12 protein-coding genes and 2 pseudogenes are annotated in these 15,118 nt (G+C 53.3%); 6 read left to right on the plus strand and 8 right to left on the minus strand.

Annotation, left to right across the window (positions count from 1 at the left end; all coding sequences use genetic code 11):
• Positions 1–7 precede the first annotated feature (7 nt).
• The gene (gene ftsH3 / locus NK55_RS10060) at positions 8–1,846 is read right to left on the minus strand and encodes an ATP-dependent zinc metalloprotease FtsH3 (RefSeq protein WP_024125602.1); all 1,839 of its coding nucleotides are present in this window, start codon (positions 1,844–1,846) and stop codon (positions 8–10) included.
• Between the two features lie 110 nt (positions 1,847–1,956).
• On the opposite strand from ftsH3, the gene NK55_RS10065 reads away from it, so the two are divergent.
• Positions 1,957–2,796, plus strand: coding sequence for a pentapeptide repeat-containing protein (locus NK55_RS10065; protein WP_157869717.1), 840 nt, complete (start codon positions 1,957–1,959; stop codon positions 2,794–2,796).
• Here the strand turns inward: NK55_RS10065 and hisB are convergent.
• Both hisB and NK55_RS10075 read right to left on the minus strand, forming a co-directional pair.
• On the minus strand, positions 2,793–3,425 hold the full coding sequence (gene hisB, locus NK55_RS10070; protein ID WP_024125604.1) for an imidazoleglycerol-phosphate dehydratase HisB: 633 nt from the start codon (positions 3,423–3,425) through the stop codon (positions 2,793–2,795). The genes NK55_RS10065 and hisB overlap by 4 nt on opposite strands.
• 6 nt (positions 3,426–3,431) lie before the next feature.
• Positions 3,432–4,040 carry a hypothetical protein gene (locus tag NK55_RS10075; RefSeq protein WP_024125605.1) on the minus strand — a complete coding sequence of 203 codons (609 nt, stop codon included), beginning with the start codon at positions 4,038–4,040 and terminating at the stop codon, positions 3,432–3,434.
• 127 nt (positions 4,041–4,167) lie between these two features.
• Between NK55_RS10075 and NK55_RS10080 the strand changes: the two genes are divergently transcribed.
• Both NK55_RS10080 and NK55_RS10085 read left to right on the plus strand, forming a co-directional pair.
• Positions 4,168–5,082 carry a cell division protein FtsQ/DivIB gene (locus tag NK55_RS10080; protein WP_024125606.1) on the plus strand — a complete coding sequence of 305 codons (915 nt, stop codon included), beginning with the start codon at positions 4,168–4,170 and terminating at the stop codon, positions 5,080–5,082.
• A 49-nt stretch (positions 5,083–5,131) separates the two neighbouring features.
• Positions 5,132–5,863, plus strand: coding sequence for a peptidylprolyl isomerase (locus tag NK55_RS10085; RefSeq protein ID WP_024125607.1), 732 nt, complete (start codon positions 5,132–5,134; stop codon positions 5,861–5,863).
• Here NK55_RS10085 and NK55_RS10090 read toward each other — a convergent pair.
• Both NK55_RS10090 and NK55_RS10095 read right to left on the minus strand, forming a co-directional pair.
• On the minus strand, positions 5,823–6,359 hold the full coding sequence (locus NK55_RS10090) for a DUF2062 domain-containing protein (RefSeq protein ID WP_024125608.1): 537 nt from the start codon (positions 6,357–6,359) through the stop codon (positions 5,823–5,825). The genes NK55_RS10085 and NK55_RS10090 overlap by 41 nt on opposite strands.
• 78 nt (positions 6,360–6,437) lie before the next feature.
• Positions 6,438–7,649, minus strand: coding sequence for a tetracycline resistance MFS efflux pump (locus NK55_RS10095; protein WP_024125609.1), 1,212 nt, complete (start codon positions 7,647–7,649; stop codon positions 6,438–6,440).
• A gap of 326 nt (positions 7,650–7,975) precedes the next feature.
• On the opposite strand from NK55_RS10095, the pseudogene NK55_RS14250 reads away from it, so the two are divergent.
• Positions 7,976–9,378: pseudogene (locus tag NK55_RS14250) on the plus strand (BCD family MFS transporter).
• A 6-nt stretch (positions 9,379–9,384) separates the two neighbouring features.
• Here NK55_RS14250 and NK55_RS10105 read toward each other — a convergent pair.
• Together NK55_RS10105 and NK55_RS10110 are read right to left on the minus strand one after the other, a co-directional pair.
• Positions 9,385–10,635, minus strand: coding sequence for a hypothetical protein (locus NK55_RS10105; protein WP_024125610.1), 1,251 nt, complete (start codon positions 10,633–10,635; stop codon positions 9,385–9,387).
• 309 nt (positions 10,636–10,944) lie between these two features.
• Complete coding sequence (locus NK55_RS10110) at positions 10,945–11,349, minus strand: hypothetical protein (RefSeq protein ID WP_024125611.1); 405 nt, start codon at positions 11,347–11,349, stop codon at positions 10,945–10,947.
• Positions 11,350–11,776: 427 nt separating this feature from the next.
• Between NK55_RS10110 and NK55_RS10115 the strand changes: the two genes are divergently transcribed.
• A complete protein-coding gene (locus tag NK55_RS10115; protein ID WP_024125612.1) occupies positions 11,777–12,418 on the plus strand; it encodes an L-threonylcarbamoyladenylate synthase in 642 nt (213 codons plus the stop codon).
• A gap of 53 nt (positions 12,419–12,471) precedes the next feature.
• Positions 12,472–13,240: pseudogene (gene cobA / locus NK55_RS10120) on the plus strand (uroporphyrinogen-III C-methyltransferase).
• Here cobA and NK55_RS10125 read toward each other — a convergent pair.
• On the minus strand, positions 13,214–15,103 hold the full coding sequence (locus NK55_RS10125) for a chloride channel protein (protein WP_024125613.1): 1,890 nt from the start codon (positions 15,101–15,103) through the stop codon (positions 13,214–13,216). The pseudogene cobA and the gene NK55_RS10125 sit on opposite strands and share 27 nt — an antisense overlap.
• Positions 15,104–15,118 lie beyond the last annotated feature (15 nt).

Here is a 15,118-nt window from a genome sequence, read left to right on the forward strand (position 1 = left end):
GACCATCCTAGGGAATCGTTGCCATCTTGACGTCGTTGCGATCCAAGATGCTTTGGAGTTCCTCAGCATCGATCGTCTCTTTTTCAATGAGCACTTGGGCAATTTGGTCAAGGACGTGGCGGTTGTTCACCAGTACCTCTTTGGCACGGCGATAGGCCTGCTCCACTAGGTTGCGCACTTCGTCATCAATGGTGGCAGCGGTTTCCTCAGAGAAGTCCCGTTCCGCCATAATGTCGCGGCCCAGGAAGACATTCCCCGTTTGCCGTCCCAAAGCCACAGGCCCTAGGCGATCGCTCATCCCAAAGCGGGTAACCATTTGCCGTGCCACCCGCGCCACCTGTTGCAGATCGTTTGAAGCACCCGTTGTCACCTCATCCTCGCCAAAGACAATTTCCTCAGCAATGCGACCCCCAAGGGCAACGGCCATTTGGTTTTGTAGGTAGGCACGGCTATAGAGACCCGAATCCATCTGATCTTCGTTGGGGGTAAACCAAGTTAGCCCCCCTGCCCGCCCCCGCGGAATGATGCTCACTTTTTGCACAGGATCGTAGTCCGGCATCAGGGCACCCACAAGGGCATGACCCGCCTCATGGTAGGCGACTAACTTCTTGCGGCGATCGCTCATGACGCGGTCTTTTTTCTCAGGCCCTGCGAGGACGCGATCAATGGCATCGTTAATCTCATCCATTGAGATCTCGGTGAGGTTACGGCGAGCCGCAAGAATGGCGGCTTCATTGAGCAGGTTCGAGAGATCCGCACCCGTAAAGCCGGGCGTACGGCGTGCAATTTTATCGAGATCCACATCCTTAGCGAGGGTTTTGCCGCGGGCATGGACTTTGAGAATATCAAGCCGACCTTTGTAATCGGGGCGATCCACCACCACTTGACGGTCAAAACGACCGGGACGCAACAGCGCTGCATCCAAAACATCTGGACGGTTGGTCGCGGCAATAATAATAATGCCCGTATTCCCCTCAAAGCCATCCATTTCCGTCAGCAGTTGGTTGAGGGTTTGCTCCCGTTCATCATTGCCACCCCCTAGGCCGGCACCGCGCTGGCGACCAACGGCATCAATCTCATCAATAAAAACGATACAGGGGGCATTGGCTTTGGCTTGTTCAAAGAGGTCGCGCACCCGTGAGGCACCCACCCCAACAAACATTTCCACAAACTCAGAACCCGAAATTGAGAAGAAGGGAACACCTGCCTCACCGGCAACGGCACGGGCAAGGAGGGTTTTACCTGTTCCTGGCGGCCCCACCAGCAAGACACCCTTGGGAATTTTGGCACCGACTTCCGTAAAGCGATCGGCATACTTAAGGAATTCCACCACTTCCCCCAGTTCCAGCTTGGCCTGATCAATCCCGGCCACATCATTAAATGTCACTTGGGTTTGGGGCTCCATCTGTACCCGGGCCCGCGACTTACCGAAATTCATCGCTTGGTTGCCAGGACCCGCTTGGGCACGCCGCAACAGGAAAAAGAGCAGTACCAAGAGGCCAATGGGAACGAACAAGCTGCTGAGGGCGCGGAACCAGAAGCCATCATTGCTTTGCGGCAAAACAGCAATGTCCACATTGTTGCTTGTGAGAATGTCGAGGAGTTCGGGGTCATTGGGAAGATTCACCAGAACTCGCGTGCCATCTTGGGTAATCGCTTGAGCTTGAGAGCGATCAGGGGTGATACTGACTTTGGTGATTTGCTTACTTTCGACCTGTTGAATGAACTCACTGTAGGGCCATGTTTGTTTGGTCGTGGGTTGGCGATCAAAGAAGGCCGTGGCCAAGGCCAGCACCACGATTGCCAGAAGCACGTATAAACCTGCGTTTCGCCATTGTTTATTCACCGATCGCCATCCTCCGCTAGGAAAACTGAAAAGTCTTTACATAAGTTCATACTAACGCATTCTTTCGCAACCCTAGGTGAGCAGTCCCGTGGTTAAGATCATCAATATCCATGATAAGCCGTCAGAAAATGCTCGATTTAGACACCTGCTACCGGGTACTGGAGTTGGAGCCGGGGGCAACCCTAGAGGAGGTCAACCGAGCTTATCGGGATTTGGTGTTTATTTGGCATCCCGATCGTATCCCCAAGGACAACACACGGCTAATCGAGAAGGCACAGGAGAAGATTAAGCAGTTTAATGAAGCACGGGATCAACTGCGACAGCATATTGCCCGACAGGGGAGGCAAAGCTCCCAGCGAGCTGCTAGCCAGCGGCAGGCCTATCGCGCTTCGCCTCCCCCCCACTCACCGCCGCCGCACTATCAGTCAAATCCCTACACCTATCGCAGCTATCATGGAACCCATGGGCCGCAGCAAGCTACACAGCACAGCTATGCTCAACACCACAACCCCACCTACAGCACCTATCAACGCCAACGGACTGCTGCCCCGCCGCCCCCAGAGCCACCCCGCACGACGCCACCCCATAAGGATATGTCGGGGGTCAATTTACAGGGGGCCAACCTCAGTGAAAAGGACTTTGAAGGCCGTAACCTCAGCCATGCCAATCTCAGCCATGCCGATCTCAGTGATGCCTTTTTGCATCGGGTGATTCTCCACCGCGCCAACCTGCGCCATGCCAATCTCTTCCGCGCCAATTTGCTGCAGGCGGATCTCAGCTATGCTGACCTCCAAGGGGCCAATCTCATTGGTGCTGACTTGAGTGGTGCCGATCTGCGGGGTGCCGATCTGCGGGGAGCAAAGATGAGTCAAGGCAATCGTCTACTCGTCAAACTAACCGGGGCACGCCTCACAGGAGCCATTATGCCCGACGGACACGTCCACACCTAGGCTTGGATCACACCCTTAGAACTGGGAATTTGCTGAGTGCGGCGCGGGTCAAGGGCGATCGCCATCCGCAGGGCACGGGCAAAGGCTTTGAATGTCGCTTCAATAATGTGGTGGGAGTTAATGCCGTCCAATTGGCGGATATGCAGCGTCATGCGGCTGTGATTCACCAAGGCCACAAAAAATTCCCGCACCAGTTGCGTATCATAGGTGCCAACCCGCTGCGTCGGAATCTGTAACCCATAGTTAAGGTGGGGACGTCCCGAAAAGTCTAGGGCAACTTCCACTAAGCTTTCATCAAGGGGCGCCACAAAGTGGCCAAAACGATGAATTCCGCGGCGATCGCCCAAGGCTTGATCCAAAGCCATCCCCAAGGTAATGCCCACATCCTCATTGGTGTGGTGGTCGTCAATATGGGTATCTCCACTGGCCTGCACCCGCAAATCCACAAGGCCGTGGGTGCAAAGCTGATCCAGCATGTGATCCAAGAAGGGAATCCCCGTGTGATTGTCCGCTAGACCATGGCCATCAAGGGTAAGTTCAATGTGAACCTTGGTTTCTTTAGTCTGGCGATCGACCGTGGCTTGGCGCAACGGAGGTGCGTGGCCATTACTGAGGAGAGAATCATTCATGAAGAATTACTGACGCGGTTGGGGATTAGTAGGGGTGGCTGGTGGCGAGGTTGCCGAAGGAATTGCCCCCGTACGCGGAAAGGGCACATCCACAAAACCTAATTCTAGCAATTGCTGATAGGCTTTTTGTCCCAGTTCACGGGTGGGGTTTTGGCTCCGGATAATTTCCACTAAAAGGGGCACTGCAAGCTCGGGTTGGTTATTGGCGCGATAGACCAACGCCAGTTGAAAAGTCGCTTGATCGCGCAGTTGTGCTGCTTCTAGGGCACGGCGACGGTTACTGTCTGCCGCAGTATTATCAATTCCCAAAAAGCTAGAGTTGAGGGACTGATAAAAGTTCGAAAGTTGGTTCATCGCCGTACGCGCCTCCAGTAGCTTGCGAGCGGCGACGGCATAATTTTGGTTATTGACTGCGGCGGCAGCCTCATCTATCAAGCGCTTGCCCCCTTCAAGGGTATAGATTGAAAGGCTGGGTGGGGGTGTGGGATTCACAATCTGGACATCGGGGCGATTAGACTGATTCTGGGCAAATACCGCCCGAGGCAGTCCCCCTAGCAGTAGCACCCCAAGGAGCAGGGATGGTCTTGACCAACGAGGAAGTGTATTCAGAGGCATGGTGTAAAGCCTTTACTAAGATAGAGGCAGTTCAGCGGACAATCAACATGGCGTATCTTATCACCAAGTAATGACAGCCCGTGCAGGATCATAGGTTCCAATTTTCCTCAACACTAGGGCCGTGGCCATGGTAAATCCCACCCCTCAGGGGACAACTGCCCATGATGCTATTCGTGAACGGCGCCGCCAGCTGCAAAGTAAACGCCGCTGGCGCCAACTGGCAGGGCTTTGGCGTACCAGTGTTCTTTTGACCCTAACGGGAGGGCTAGTCTGGGGACTGACGCTGCCGTACTGGATCATCCGCGGCCCTGAGCAAGTGGTGATTCGTGGCAATCAACTGCTGAAGAGGGAAGCGTTGCAGGCACAATTGCCCCTTCAGTATCCTGAGTCGCTGCTCCGTTTGCGGCCACAGGAGATCATTCATGTCCTAGAGACCACGCTGCCTCTGCAACGAGTGACGATCGCCCGCCAACTCTTTCCGCCCACCCTGATTGTTGAAGTTCAAGAACGCAAGCCTGTCGCCGTTGCCACCTGTAATCAATGCTGGGTGATGAGTGAAACGGGTCGGCTTCAAGGGCCTGCCAGTCGCTGGTTGGTGGATGGCCTCGGATTTGTTGCGCCGCTGAGTAGTTATCAAGCCAGTGCCGTAAAGCCAATGCCGACCCTCCAGTTGCAGGGGTATTTTGTACCAGTTAAGGAGGCGCCGCGTCCGCAAACATTGGCGGTGGATAGCGATCGCCAGCAGCAGTGGCAGCAGATTCACCGGATTCTCCAGCAGCAGGATTTACCCATTACGGGCTTAGATTGGCGCAATGAACAGAATCTTGTGGTCCAAACTCCCCTCGCGCCGGTTCACCTTGGGGTCGTGCAGTGGAATAGTCCCACCTTCAATAAACAACTCAGTGCCTTGGCCCGTCTCAAGGAGTTGCCCCAGTATTTGGATCCTCGGCAAATGGCCTTTATTGATCTGGTGAACCCCGATGAACCCTTGGTACAACTGCGGCAACAACCAACACAGCAGCCGCTTCCCCGCAGCAATTAAGGGTCAACAGTACAGCATAATAGAGAGGTTAGCTTGGAGTGGCTGGTCAATGAAACCCCTGAAGTGCGGCACAGGATTGCCACGATTTCTGCAACGGTTGGTGATGGTGCTCAGTGTGCTTCTGCTGGTGAGTTGTGCGTCACTCTCTTCAGTGGCTGACACGAGTTCAATTCCAGGAGCACAAAGCCCAACCCCTATGGCCAACTTACCTCGACTCAATGGCGATGCAACGGTTGTGCTGACGGTCAACGATCGCCCGATTACGATTCAAGTGAAGGGGGATGCTGCCCCAATTACTGCTGGCAACTTTGTGGATTTAGTGAATCGGGGGGTCTATGATGGCACGATTTTTCACCGCGTCGTCCGTGAACCCCGACCCTTTGTGGTTCAAGGGGGAGATCCCCAAACTAAAGACCCCAAGGTATCGCCGCAACTTTACGGTACGGGTTCATTTATTGACCCAGCAACCAATCGCCCCCGCTATATTCCCCTAGAAATTCTTGGTCAGGGCAGTGACACCCCCACCTATAGCCAAGCGGGCAAAGTCTCACCCATCCTGAAGCACACGCGCGGTGCGGTGGCCATGGCGCGATCGCAACTACCGGACTCGGCCTCAGCCCAGTTTTACATTGCCCTCGATCAACTGGACTTTCTGGATGGCAATTACGCCGTTTTCGGCTATGTCACCGATGGTATGGACGTAGTGGACAGGATCCAACAGGGCGATCGCCTGCAGTCTGCTAAGGTTGTGGCCGGTTTGGAAAATTTACAGCAGCCCTAGCAGAATGCCGGCGAAAGCGTTGCCGCAGGGGGGGTAGCAGACGCAAACACAGGGCATAGGTGAAGAGTCCAGCTATGATGCCCACCCAAACGCTGCCAAAAATGAGAATCATTGCCATTTGCCCCCCTTGTTCTAGGAGCTTTTCCCAAGATTGCCATTCACCAAAAGATAGGGCAGGCTGCCCCATCAGCCACCAACCCACCTGAAAGTTAAACCAAAACAAGGGCACATAGGTGAAAGGGTTGCTCACCCAAGTGGCAAGGGCGGCCAAGGGCTTATTTCCCCGCACTAGGAGCGCTAGGGTAACGGCAATGAGCATCTGACCACCAAACAGAGGCAGCATGCCAGCAAAGACCCCTGCCCCGAGACCACGGGCAATACTCTCGATGCTGCTGTGGGAGCGCATCAGGCGCAAATAGTGATAGCGGAGCGATCGTCGCCAACAGTAGAGCCAACGGGGCTGTCGAGAAGGCTGAGGAAAAGACAACCGCATCATAGGTGAGCTGCGAGAGGGTGCAAAGGTTGGAAAAATAAGGGAATGATAGTCTTTGCTTAGCAGTTTGACATATTTTGCTTAGAGAGTGCTAGGGGTCGCATCCTTGGGCTTGCCCAACCCCAGCGCTAAAAAGCCAAGGGCGATCGCCATCATCACACTGCTTTGCCAAGCGGGTGCCACGCCACCCCAGCGATCGAAGGCCCATCCTGCCCATGCAGGGCCAGCAATTCCCGCCACACTTTGGAGGGATTGGCTAGCGCCAAGAATTTTTCCCTGATCTTGATCCCGCACCCGATTGGAGATCACTCCCCGCAGCGAGGGCAACATGATGCCCACACCAAAGGCCAAACCGATCACACACGTGTAGAGTAAAGGCACACTCAAGCTGCCCACAGTGGGAATGGCGGCAATCCCCAACAGGGCCAAGGCCACCAGTAGCAGTCCCCCCAAGCTCAAGCGCTGCTCACCAAACCGAGGAATCAAGGATCGAATCAAGCCCGCCTGCACAATCGTACTGACAACGCCAATGATCACAAAAATGATCCCAGCTTGGGCGGGTCCCCAATTCAATTGTCGCTTCAAAAAGAGGACGAAAATACTGGTAAAGCCCGCAAAGGCAAAGTTGAAGATAAAAAAGGCCATTAGTAAGGCTTGCAGTGTGCGTTGATTGAATAGCGCCAACCACTGCTGCTGCAAGGCAAAACTCTTTAGGGTCAGGGGCGATCGCTGGGCTGCGGGCAATGACTCCGGCAAGATAAAGTAAGCCAAAACCACATTGACCAGTGCCAAAACAGCGGCAAACCAAATCGGCCACTTGAGATCAATGGCTGCTAGGCTGCCGCCAAGGGCCGGCCCAAAAATGAAGCCAATCCCAAAAGCCGCCCCCGTTAAACCAAAATTCTTAGCCCGATTTGCCGGAGCTGAGGTATCGGCAATATAGGCCTGAGCCGTTGAAACCACGCCCCCAGTAAGGCCATCAATAATCCGCGAGACAAAGAGCAACCATGGCGCTGTGGCCACAGCAAAGAGAATGTAGGACGCAGCAGTGCCGGCAATACAAATCAGCAACACCGGACGACGTCCCCAGTGATCCGAGAGGGCACCTAGTAGCGGAGCAGCAATAAATTGAGCAGCAGCGAAAGCAGAGAATAGCAGTGTCAGGCTCAACGCATCAAAGTTAAATCGCTCTACGAGGAAGGGCAAAATGGGGAGAATCAGACTCTCACCCAAGCGGTCGATGACAATTGTGAGCAAAACAATAAATAATGGTGAGCGTAGGTTTATCCCCATTGATTCTGATCCGTCCTCAACTGTGATGGATGCCTGCCCTGTAGAGTTTTGGCCCTGAGAAAAAGGCAGTACAATAAAAGACTACAAGTTAACACAATACCGCCCTTTTTCCATCGATCGAAGACTGCACAAACCATCCTACTGATGAGGTGATGCAACCCATGTCCGCTTATATAGAATCTTTGAAGCGATCGCTCTTTTTGACCCTGATTGCCCTAATTGTATCATTGACGATTTCGTTCTTGATGGCAATCTAAGTTTGCTCTGAAAATCATTTATCATCTTCTATTATTGATGTGAGTTTAGTGATGTGAGTTGAGTGAGGTATGGCCACTCCTTCTGCCGCTGCACCCCCGCCGCTGCCCCTCTGGGTCATGTTTCGCTTGGGTCTCTTTCAGATGGGACTGGGCATGATGTCGATTCTGGTGTTGGGGGTTCTCAACCGCATCTTGATCAAGGAATTGGCGGTGCCAGCGACATTGGTGACCCTCACGATCGCCATGCATCAACTTGTCGCACCGGTGCGAGTGTGGTTTGGTCAGCTCTCTGATGCCCATCCCATTGGTGGCTATCATCGCACGGGGTATGTCTGGGGTGGGGCTTTGGCCTTTACCTTGGTCACCTATGCCATTGTTCAAGTGATCTGGCAGGTGGGACAAAGTTTAGATCAAACGGGCTGGAGTCTGTTCACTCAAGGATGGATTGCCCTGTTGGGATTACTCTTTGCCGCCTATGGCATTTGTGTTAGCAGTAGCTCGACTCCCTTTGCTGCCCTGCTAGTGGATGTCTCTGAAGAAGAGGATCGAGGCAAATTGGTGGGCATTGTCTGGTCCATGTTGACCGTGGGCATTGTTGTCGGTGCCATTCTCACTAGCGTGCTGCTGCGGCAATTGGAGCTAGATGCCCCCATTGAACTTCTGCAACAAAGTGTCAATCGTCTTTTTTGGTGGTTTTGACGGTGGTCTTTGCTCTCGCGATCGCCAGCACCTGGGGAGTTGAGGCCAAGTATTCCCGCTACCATGTGCGCAGTTACACCTGTAACAACCCTGAAAACATTACCCTTGGTCGCGCCCTAAAAATTCTTACTGCTAACTCCCAAACATGGCGCTTTTTTCTCTTTCTTGTCCTGATGACCCTGAGTTTATTTATTCAGGAGCCGATTCTTGAACCCTTTGGCGGTGAAGTCTTTGGTATGACGATCGCCGAAACCACCCGCTTGAATGCCTATTGGGGCATGGGCACCCTTGTTGGTTTGAGTTTCACAGGATTTTTGATTGTGCCGCGCCTTGGCAAGATTCGAACCACCACCTATGGCTGTTGGGGGGTGGCCTTGATGTTTTTACTACTCATCATCTCAGGGGTCACGCACCAGGTGTGGCTCTTTCAGTTGCAACTCTTTCTCTTTGGCATTGCCGCGGGAGTAACAACAACAGGAGCCCTGAGTCTGATGCTGGATTTAACGGCGGCAGAAACGGCAGGGACATTCATTGGGGCTTGGGGCTTGGCCCAGGCCATTGCCCGGGGATCAGCTACCATTGTCGGCGGGACGGCCCTCGATATTGGTCGTCAACTGTTTGGCGTGCCGATCCTCGCCTACGGCTTTGTCTTTTGTCTGCCGATGCTAGGAATGCTGGCCGCTGTTTTGCTGCTCAAACGAGTGGATGTGAGTCAATTTCGGCAACAATCTCAGGTGGCGATCGCCAAGATTTTGGCTGAGGACTTGGAATAGAGGAGCCTACCAGCGGGCAAAAAAGGAGAAATCCAATTTGCCAAAGTGGGTGGCATGGGCAATATTAAAATGCTCTAGGCAATTCACCAGCCAGCGCACCTTGCCCCGACTAAAAGATTGATAGTGGTTAAACAAGATGGCAAAGCGTTTTTCAAGGTAGGGTTTCACTTTCCGGCTGAGGAGAACAATCTTGAGCAATAGGCCAATGGTTGCCGCCGTGCCGATGTTATTGAGCAAGTCAACAAAAACCAGATGGTTGGGGTTCTGGGCGCTCTCGACAACCAGGTAGTTGAGGGTCTGGCTACAGGTGCGCACAATGGTAAATTCATTTAGAGGCTGTGGCTGCTGAAAGAGGGGCAGCGTTTCCAAATACTGGTAAAAGCGCTGGCGAAACCGACCCCGACCCACATTCGCCGTGGTGTCCGTCAAGTAGTGGAAGAAGGCATCCCGAAAGTCGCGGGTGGATTTCATCCGTTGCAGCCGCTGCTCAAATTGACTGGCCAAGTCGCGATAGGTGTGGCGGCCATCCACCTTACCGACAAAATGCTGAATTGAGGTTCTGACTTCCTCTGTAGAGAGCAAGGTGGGATTTTTGATAGGGGGGATATTTTGATGTCCCTGGGCACGGCGAAACTCACTGGTGAGGTAGTGACTCAGGTTCATTTCAAATTCCTGTGTGGCTTTTTGCTGAACCTCTTGAATGTAGCGCAGCTCTTCCGGTGGGGTGTCATCCCCCACTAGGCAGTGGTTGTAAAGATAGGGGTAGCGGCGAATGAGGGTGGCAAGGGGGCGATCGCCATTTCGTTGAATCTGTACAGTATCCTGGGCATCTTCTTGAAAGAATTGCACTATGCGCTGCAGCTTTTGAAAGGCTTCACTCTCTAAATAATCCTTGACGAGTAGCCGCAGCTTACGCACCACTGGTGCCCGGCTCAGACCGCCTGCGGGCATTCCCACAGGGGTTTGCAACATGGCCAGAAATTCCGGAACAGCCCCTTGCAGCAAAGGACGCGACTGCCAGCGGTTAATTAAAATGTGGCAGCAGCGGTTCATGAAGGGACGGAAACGGTCTGCCACCTGTGCTTCAGTCACAATCCGATCCATCGCCCCTTGAATCTGGCGATCGGGATAGGTATAGCCCATAAGAAAAAGGGCACGAAACCGCTCAATGACTTGCTGCGGGCTCTCATGTTGCACGCATTCCAGCAAGTGATCGTAAATCAGTTGGTAGTCGTTGCCCTTGATCCAAGTATTCATAGGGAGGAATGCGCTCCTAAGCCACGCCGCTACCGACAGTGCTGGAATTCGGGGGCACAACTGAAAGGTCCTAACATATCTGCATGATAGAAGGCAACATTTCGTTAGCCTGTGATCGAAACTACGTTTTTGTCGTGATCCTAATCACAAGAATGCCCTGGGTTCTTTCGATTGCCCAATAGTGCAAACGCTCTACTCCCTTGTGAGGATAAGCAACAGAGCAATCAATTGACAATTGACTATAAAAGTTTGACTATAAAAGTTAGTGCTAAATTCTCTCCCCAAAAGAGTTTTTAGGCCTCGAGAGCATCAGCGCCCCTGATACCCCGAGAGCTGAGCTAGACCCTCTAGGGGATAGACGCCCTCATAGCGTTTACCGTTGATTTCCCATGTGGGATAAGCACGGATATTGGCCTCTTTGCACAGTTCTGGTTGGCCATTGGTACCGCGTGCATCGCACTCAATGTAGTTAATTCTCTTAAAGGCGCTGCCAAAGAGCTCCTTTTGCTTCATACAGGCAGGACACCAGTAGGCACCGTACATTTTGGCATTGATTTTCTTCAGGTGGTTTGCCAGCCCTTGGGGAGAAATAGTCCGACTAGTTCCCTGTGCCATAACCATGTCGGCAGGTTGAAAAACAGGTAACCGCGGTACAAGGGCGATCGCCAGCCCCACACCCAAGGCAAACAGGAGATAGTGCAAGGAGTGTTTCATCGAGAACCATCCACTAACCCGATACAGTGTACTGCATTCTACACAGTGCTAGAGCTAGAGACCGCGAGCAACGTCCGGTGGTTCCGCAGCACCGCTTTAATAGTTAGGTGGGATGCGATCATGGATGCCCCCACTCAAATTGAGCGATGATAGCTGATAGTCCTCCCTTGCGGGATGACCCAGCTCGCTAAGCTTGCTACAGGCTATGGACATGCTCACCGCCAAGCAGCAGAGCAAACGGGTTGACCACTAAGCCCCTTTCCTGACACCTTGCCATAGCTCCTAGAGGGGTTTTGACCCAGAATTGGCTCCCCCAAACGTAGTCAGCCGAAGATTCGCTGGAAAGACTGTATGGGCTACATTCGCGCATGCTGTTGCCGTTAAACTAAAACTACACTATAGCGGTAGTGCCTTTGCGAATTGTTTAATGGCAGCAATTTTTGAGCTTCATCCTGTCAACCCCCAGCCCCGCACCATCGCCCAAATTGTTGAGGCGCTCAAAGAAGGGGCAGTCATGCTCTACCCCACGGACACGGTCTATGCCATTGGCTGCGACATGAACCACAAGGGAGCGGTGCAACGGGTACGCCAACTCAAGCAACTCTCTAACGATAAACCCGTCACCTTTTTGTGCTCTTCTCTCTCCAACATTGCCCAGTATGCCTATGTCAGTGATTCCGCTTATCGCCTCATGCGTCGCCTGATTCCGGGACCCTACACCTTTTTGCTGCCCGCTACCAAACTGGTGCCCCGCCTTGTCCAAAATCCCAAACGCAAAACTACGGGGATCCGTGTGCCTGACCACGTAGTGAGCCAAGCGCTGTTGACCGCCCTGGGGAATCCAATTATTTCCACCTCAGCACGACTACCCGAGGACGAGACCTATTATGTGAATACTGCAGATCTCTTCGATGCCTTTGACAAACGGGTGGATTTGATTATTGATACGGGGGAAGGGCCGGGACAACAAATGTCGAGTATTCTTGATCTCACCGTCGAACCACCGCTGCTGGTGCGCAAGGGACAAGGGTGGGAAGCACTACCGGCAGAAATGGTGACTGTTGAGTGAGCCACTCTAGCTCTTCGGTAGGTAGAAATCGCTATGCAAGGTTGAATTCAAGAATGAGTTCATCACAATTGATTGGCAAAGTATATTTGGTGGGCGCAGGCCCCCGGAGATGTCGGGCTGCTCACGCTTCGCGCCAAAATGCTTCTGGAATGTGCCGATGTGGTGCTCTACGATGCCCTGATTAGTCCGGAGATCCTAGGACTAATTAATCCCCAAGCGGAAAAAATTCATGTGGGCAAGCGGCGGGGTAACCATACCCTTTGTCAGGCTGAGATTTGCCGCCTATTGATTGAGTTGGCAGGGCGCCATGCCGTCATTGTGCGCCTCAAAGGTGGTGATCCCTTTGTCTTTGGCCGTGGCGGCGAAGAGTGTCTTGCCTTGGTTGAGGCAGGTATTGCTGTGGAAGTAGTCCCCGGGGTTACCAGTGGCGTAGCTGCACCTGCCTATGCCCGAATTCCCTTAACCCATCGGGACTTTAGCTCTTCGGTAGTCTTTGTTACGGGCCATGAGGCGGCTGGCCGCTATCAACCGCGCGTCAATTGGTCAGCTTTGGCAACTGCGGTGGATACGCTTGTGATTTACATGGGACTTCACCATCTGGGGGAAATTGTGCCGCAATTGCTGGCAGGGGGGCGATCGCCCCAGACTCCCTTAGCCTTTATTGAATCCGGAACAACACCGCAACAACGGGTGGTGGTGACAACCCTAGAGCGAGCGATCGCCACCTATGACGAGGCAAAGATTCAAACACCTGCCTTGATTGTCATTGGTGAGGTCATTCACCTGCGCTCCCAGTTAGGGGGAAGTCTCCACGAGGTCTGAAGCAACCGGTTCAGGTTCTAGGGGCAATGACAGCATCGCCCGCTCCAAATAGGGCAGTAGCTTACGTCGGGTTTGATCCAGAGAATAGGCAAGGCGGATATTCTCTCTGGTGAGTAGTCCTAACACCCGTTGGGGGTAATTGCGATCCACCACAGGCAACTGCCTTAAATCCCGCGCCGCCATGCGATCGATAGCATCCTTCAGGGGTTCATCACTATAGGCCAGCAACAGCTCCCGCGTACAGACACTCCCTACCGTTTGGGTTTGATAGGCGGTTGTTTCCTGATCCGCTTCCCAACGGGTCAGCACCCGATTAATATCCCCAAGGGTGATCAACCCCAGCAAGTTCTGCTGACTATCGGTCACAAAGGCACAGTAGACTTTTTTTTGAATGAGTTGTAAGCCCGCTTCGACCACAGGCGTCGCTTCGCTGAGAAACAGCACCTGCGATTGCATGGCCTCTGCCACAAAAAGGTTGGGGAGACTTTCCTCCTGCTCCTCCTTGTGGGGCTCAATGCTGCTGGGTGCCAAGGCGGGCAGCTCACCCGGTTTTTGCACACTAAAACTATTCACTAACCAGACACTTAAGCCCACCGCTGCCATCAGGGGCAAAATAATGCGATAGTCCCGCGTCATTTCAAAAAGCAGCAAAATAGCGGTTAAGGGTGCATTGACACTAGCAGCAAGGACGGCGGCCATTCCCACGGTTGCATAAGCGGCAGGAGCAGCAATACTGTTGGCAAACATCGGTAAGAGAATAGGTAACACCTTACCGTAGGCAGCCCCAAGGGAGGCTCCCAAAAAGAGTGCCGGCGCAAAGATGCCCCCCACGAGACCACTGCCTAGACTCACTGCCGTTAAGAGCATCTTGGTAACGAGCAACACCAACAGCAAGCCAAGGGAAAAATTCACATCCCTGAGGATTGCTTCCACTGTTTCATAGCCAATGCCCAGCACTTGCGGCAAATACAGGGCAACCAAGCCAACGCAGAGGCCCCCCATCAAGGGACGCACTGGTAGGGGAATGCAACCTAAAAACTGCAGAGGTGGAATCCTCCCCTGAAAGGCTTGCGGGAGCCACTGAAGTAACTGGGTATAGACAATGGCAACGCCGTAGGCCAACAGTCCCAAGCCCAAATACAAGGGCAACTCAAGGGAACTGCGTACCTCATAGGCGGGCAGCTCAAAGGCGGGTTGTGACCCCAAGCCAATTTGGGTAATTAGGGCAGAAATCACAGCGGCCAAAAGCACCACACTCACAGCCGTTGTTTCAAAGGTGGTTCCTAAGACCACCTCTAGGGCAAAGAACACGCCAGCGATCGGAGCATTGAAGCCTGCTGCTAAACCTGCCGCTGCCCCTGCCCCAAGGAGCAGCTTTTGCCGTTCTCGCGAGACCTTCAACCCTTGACCAAGGAGAATGCCGATGTTGGCGCCCACTTCCACACTGGGTCCTTCTGGACCAAGGGACGCACCTGTACCCAGGGAAATTGCCGCCGCAAGGGTTTTGGCAATGGGGCGAATAAGGGGAATTTCCTTACCAGCTTCGACAGCACCCATCAATGACATCAGGTTGGGACTAAACTCTTGGACAAGCCAACGGACAATCCCCACCAGCAAGCCCCCAAGGGTGGGAACACAGGCAAGTGTCCACCTCCCCCAGCGACCAATGATCCCCATCAAGTTTTCAAGGGCAAGGTAATGAATTGTTTCAATCAGGTAACGAAACAGCAGCACACTGAGGCCAGCGCTGCCGCCAATGAGCACTGCCAAGACCAGTACGACTGTTTCCGGAGGGGGGTGCAATTGATTGAAAAGACGAGTGAGGCGAGATTCAGCAGTAGAAAGGGGGAAGAGGGAGGACACTGGTGGAAAAATTTT

Origin of the sequence: Thermosynechococcus sp. NK55a, from assembly GCF_000505665.1 — a bacterium.
Lineage (GTDB): Bacteria > Cyanobacteriota > Cyanobacteriia > Thermosynechococcales > Thermosynechococcaceae > Thermosynechococcus.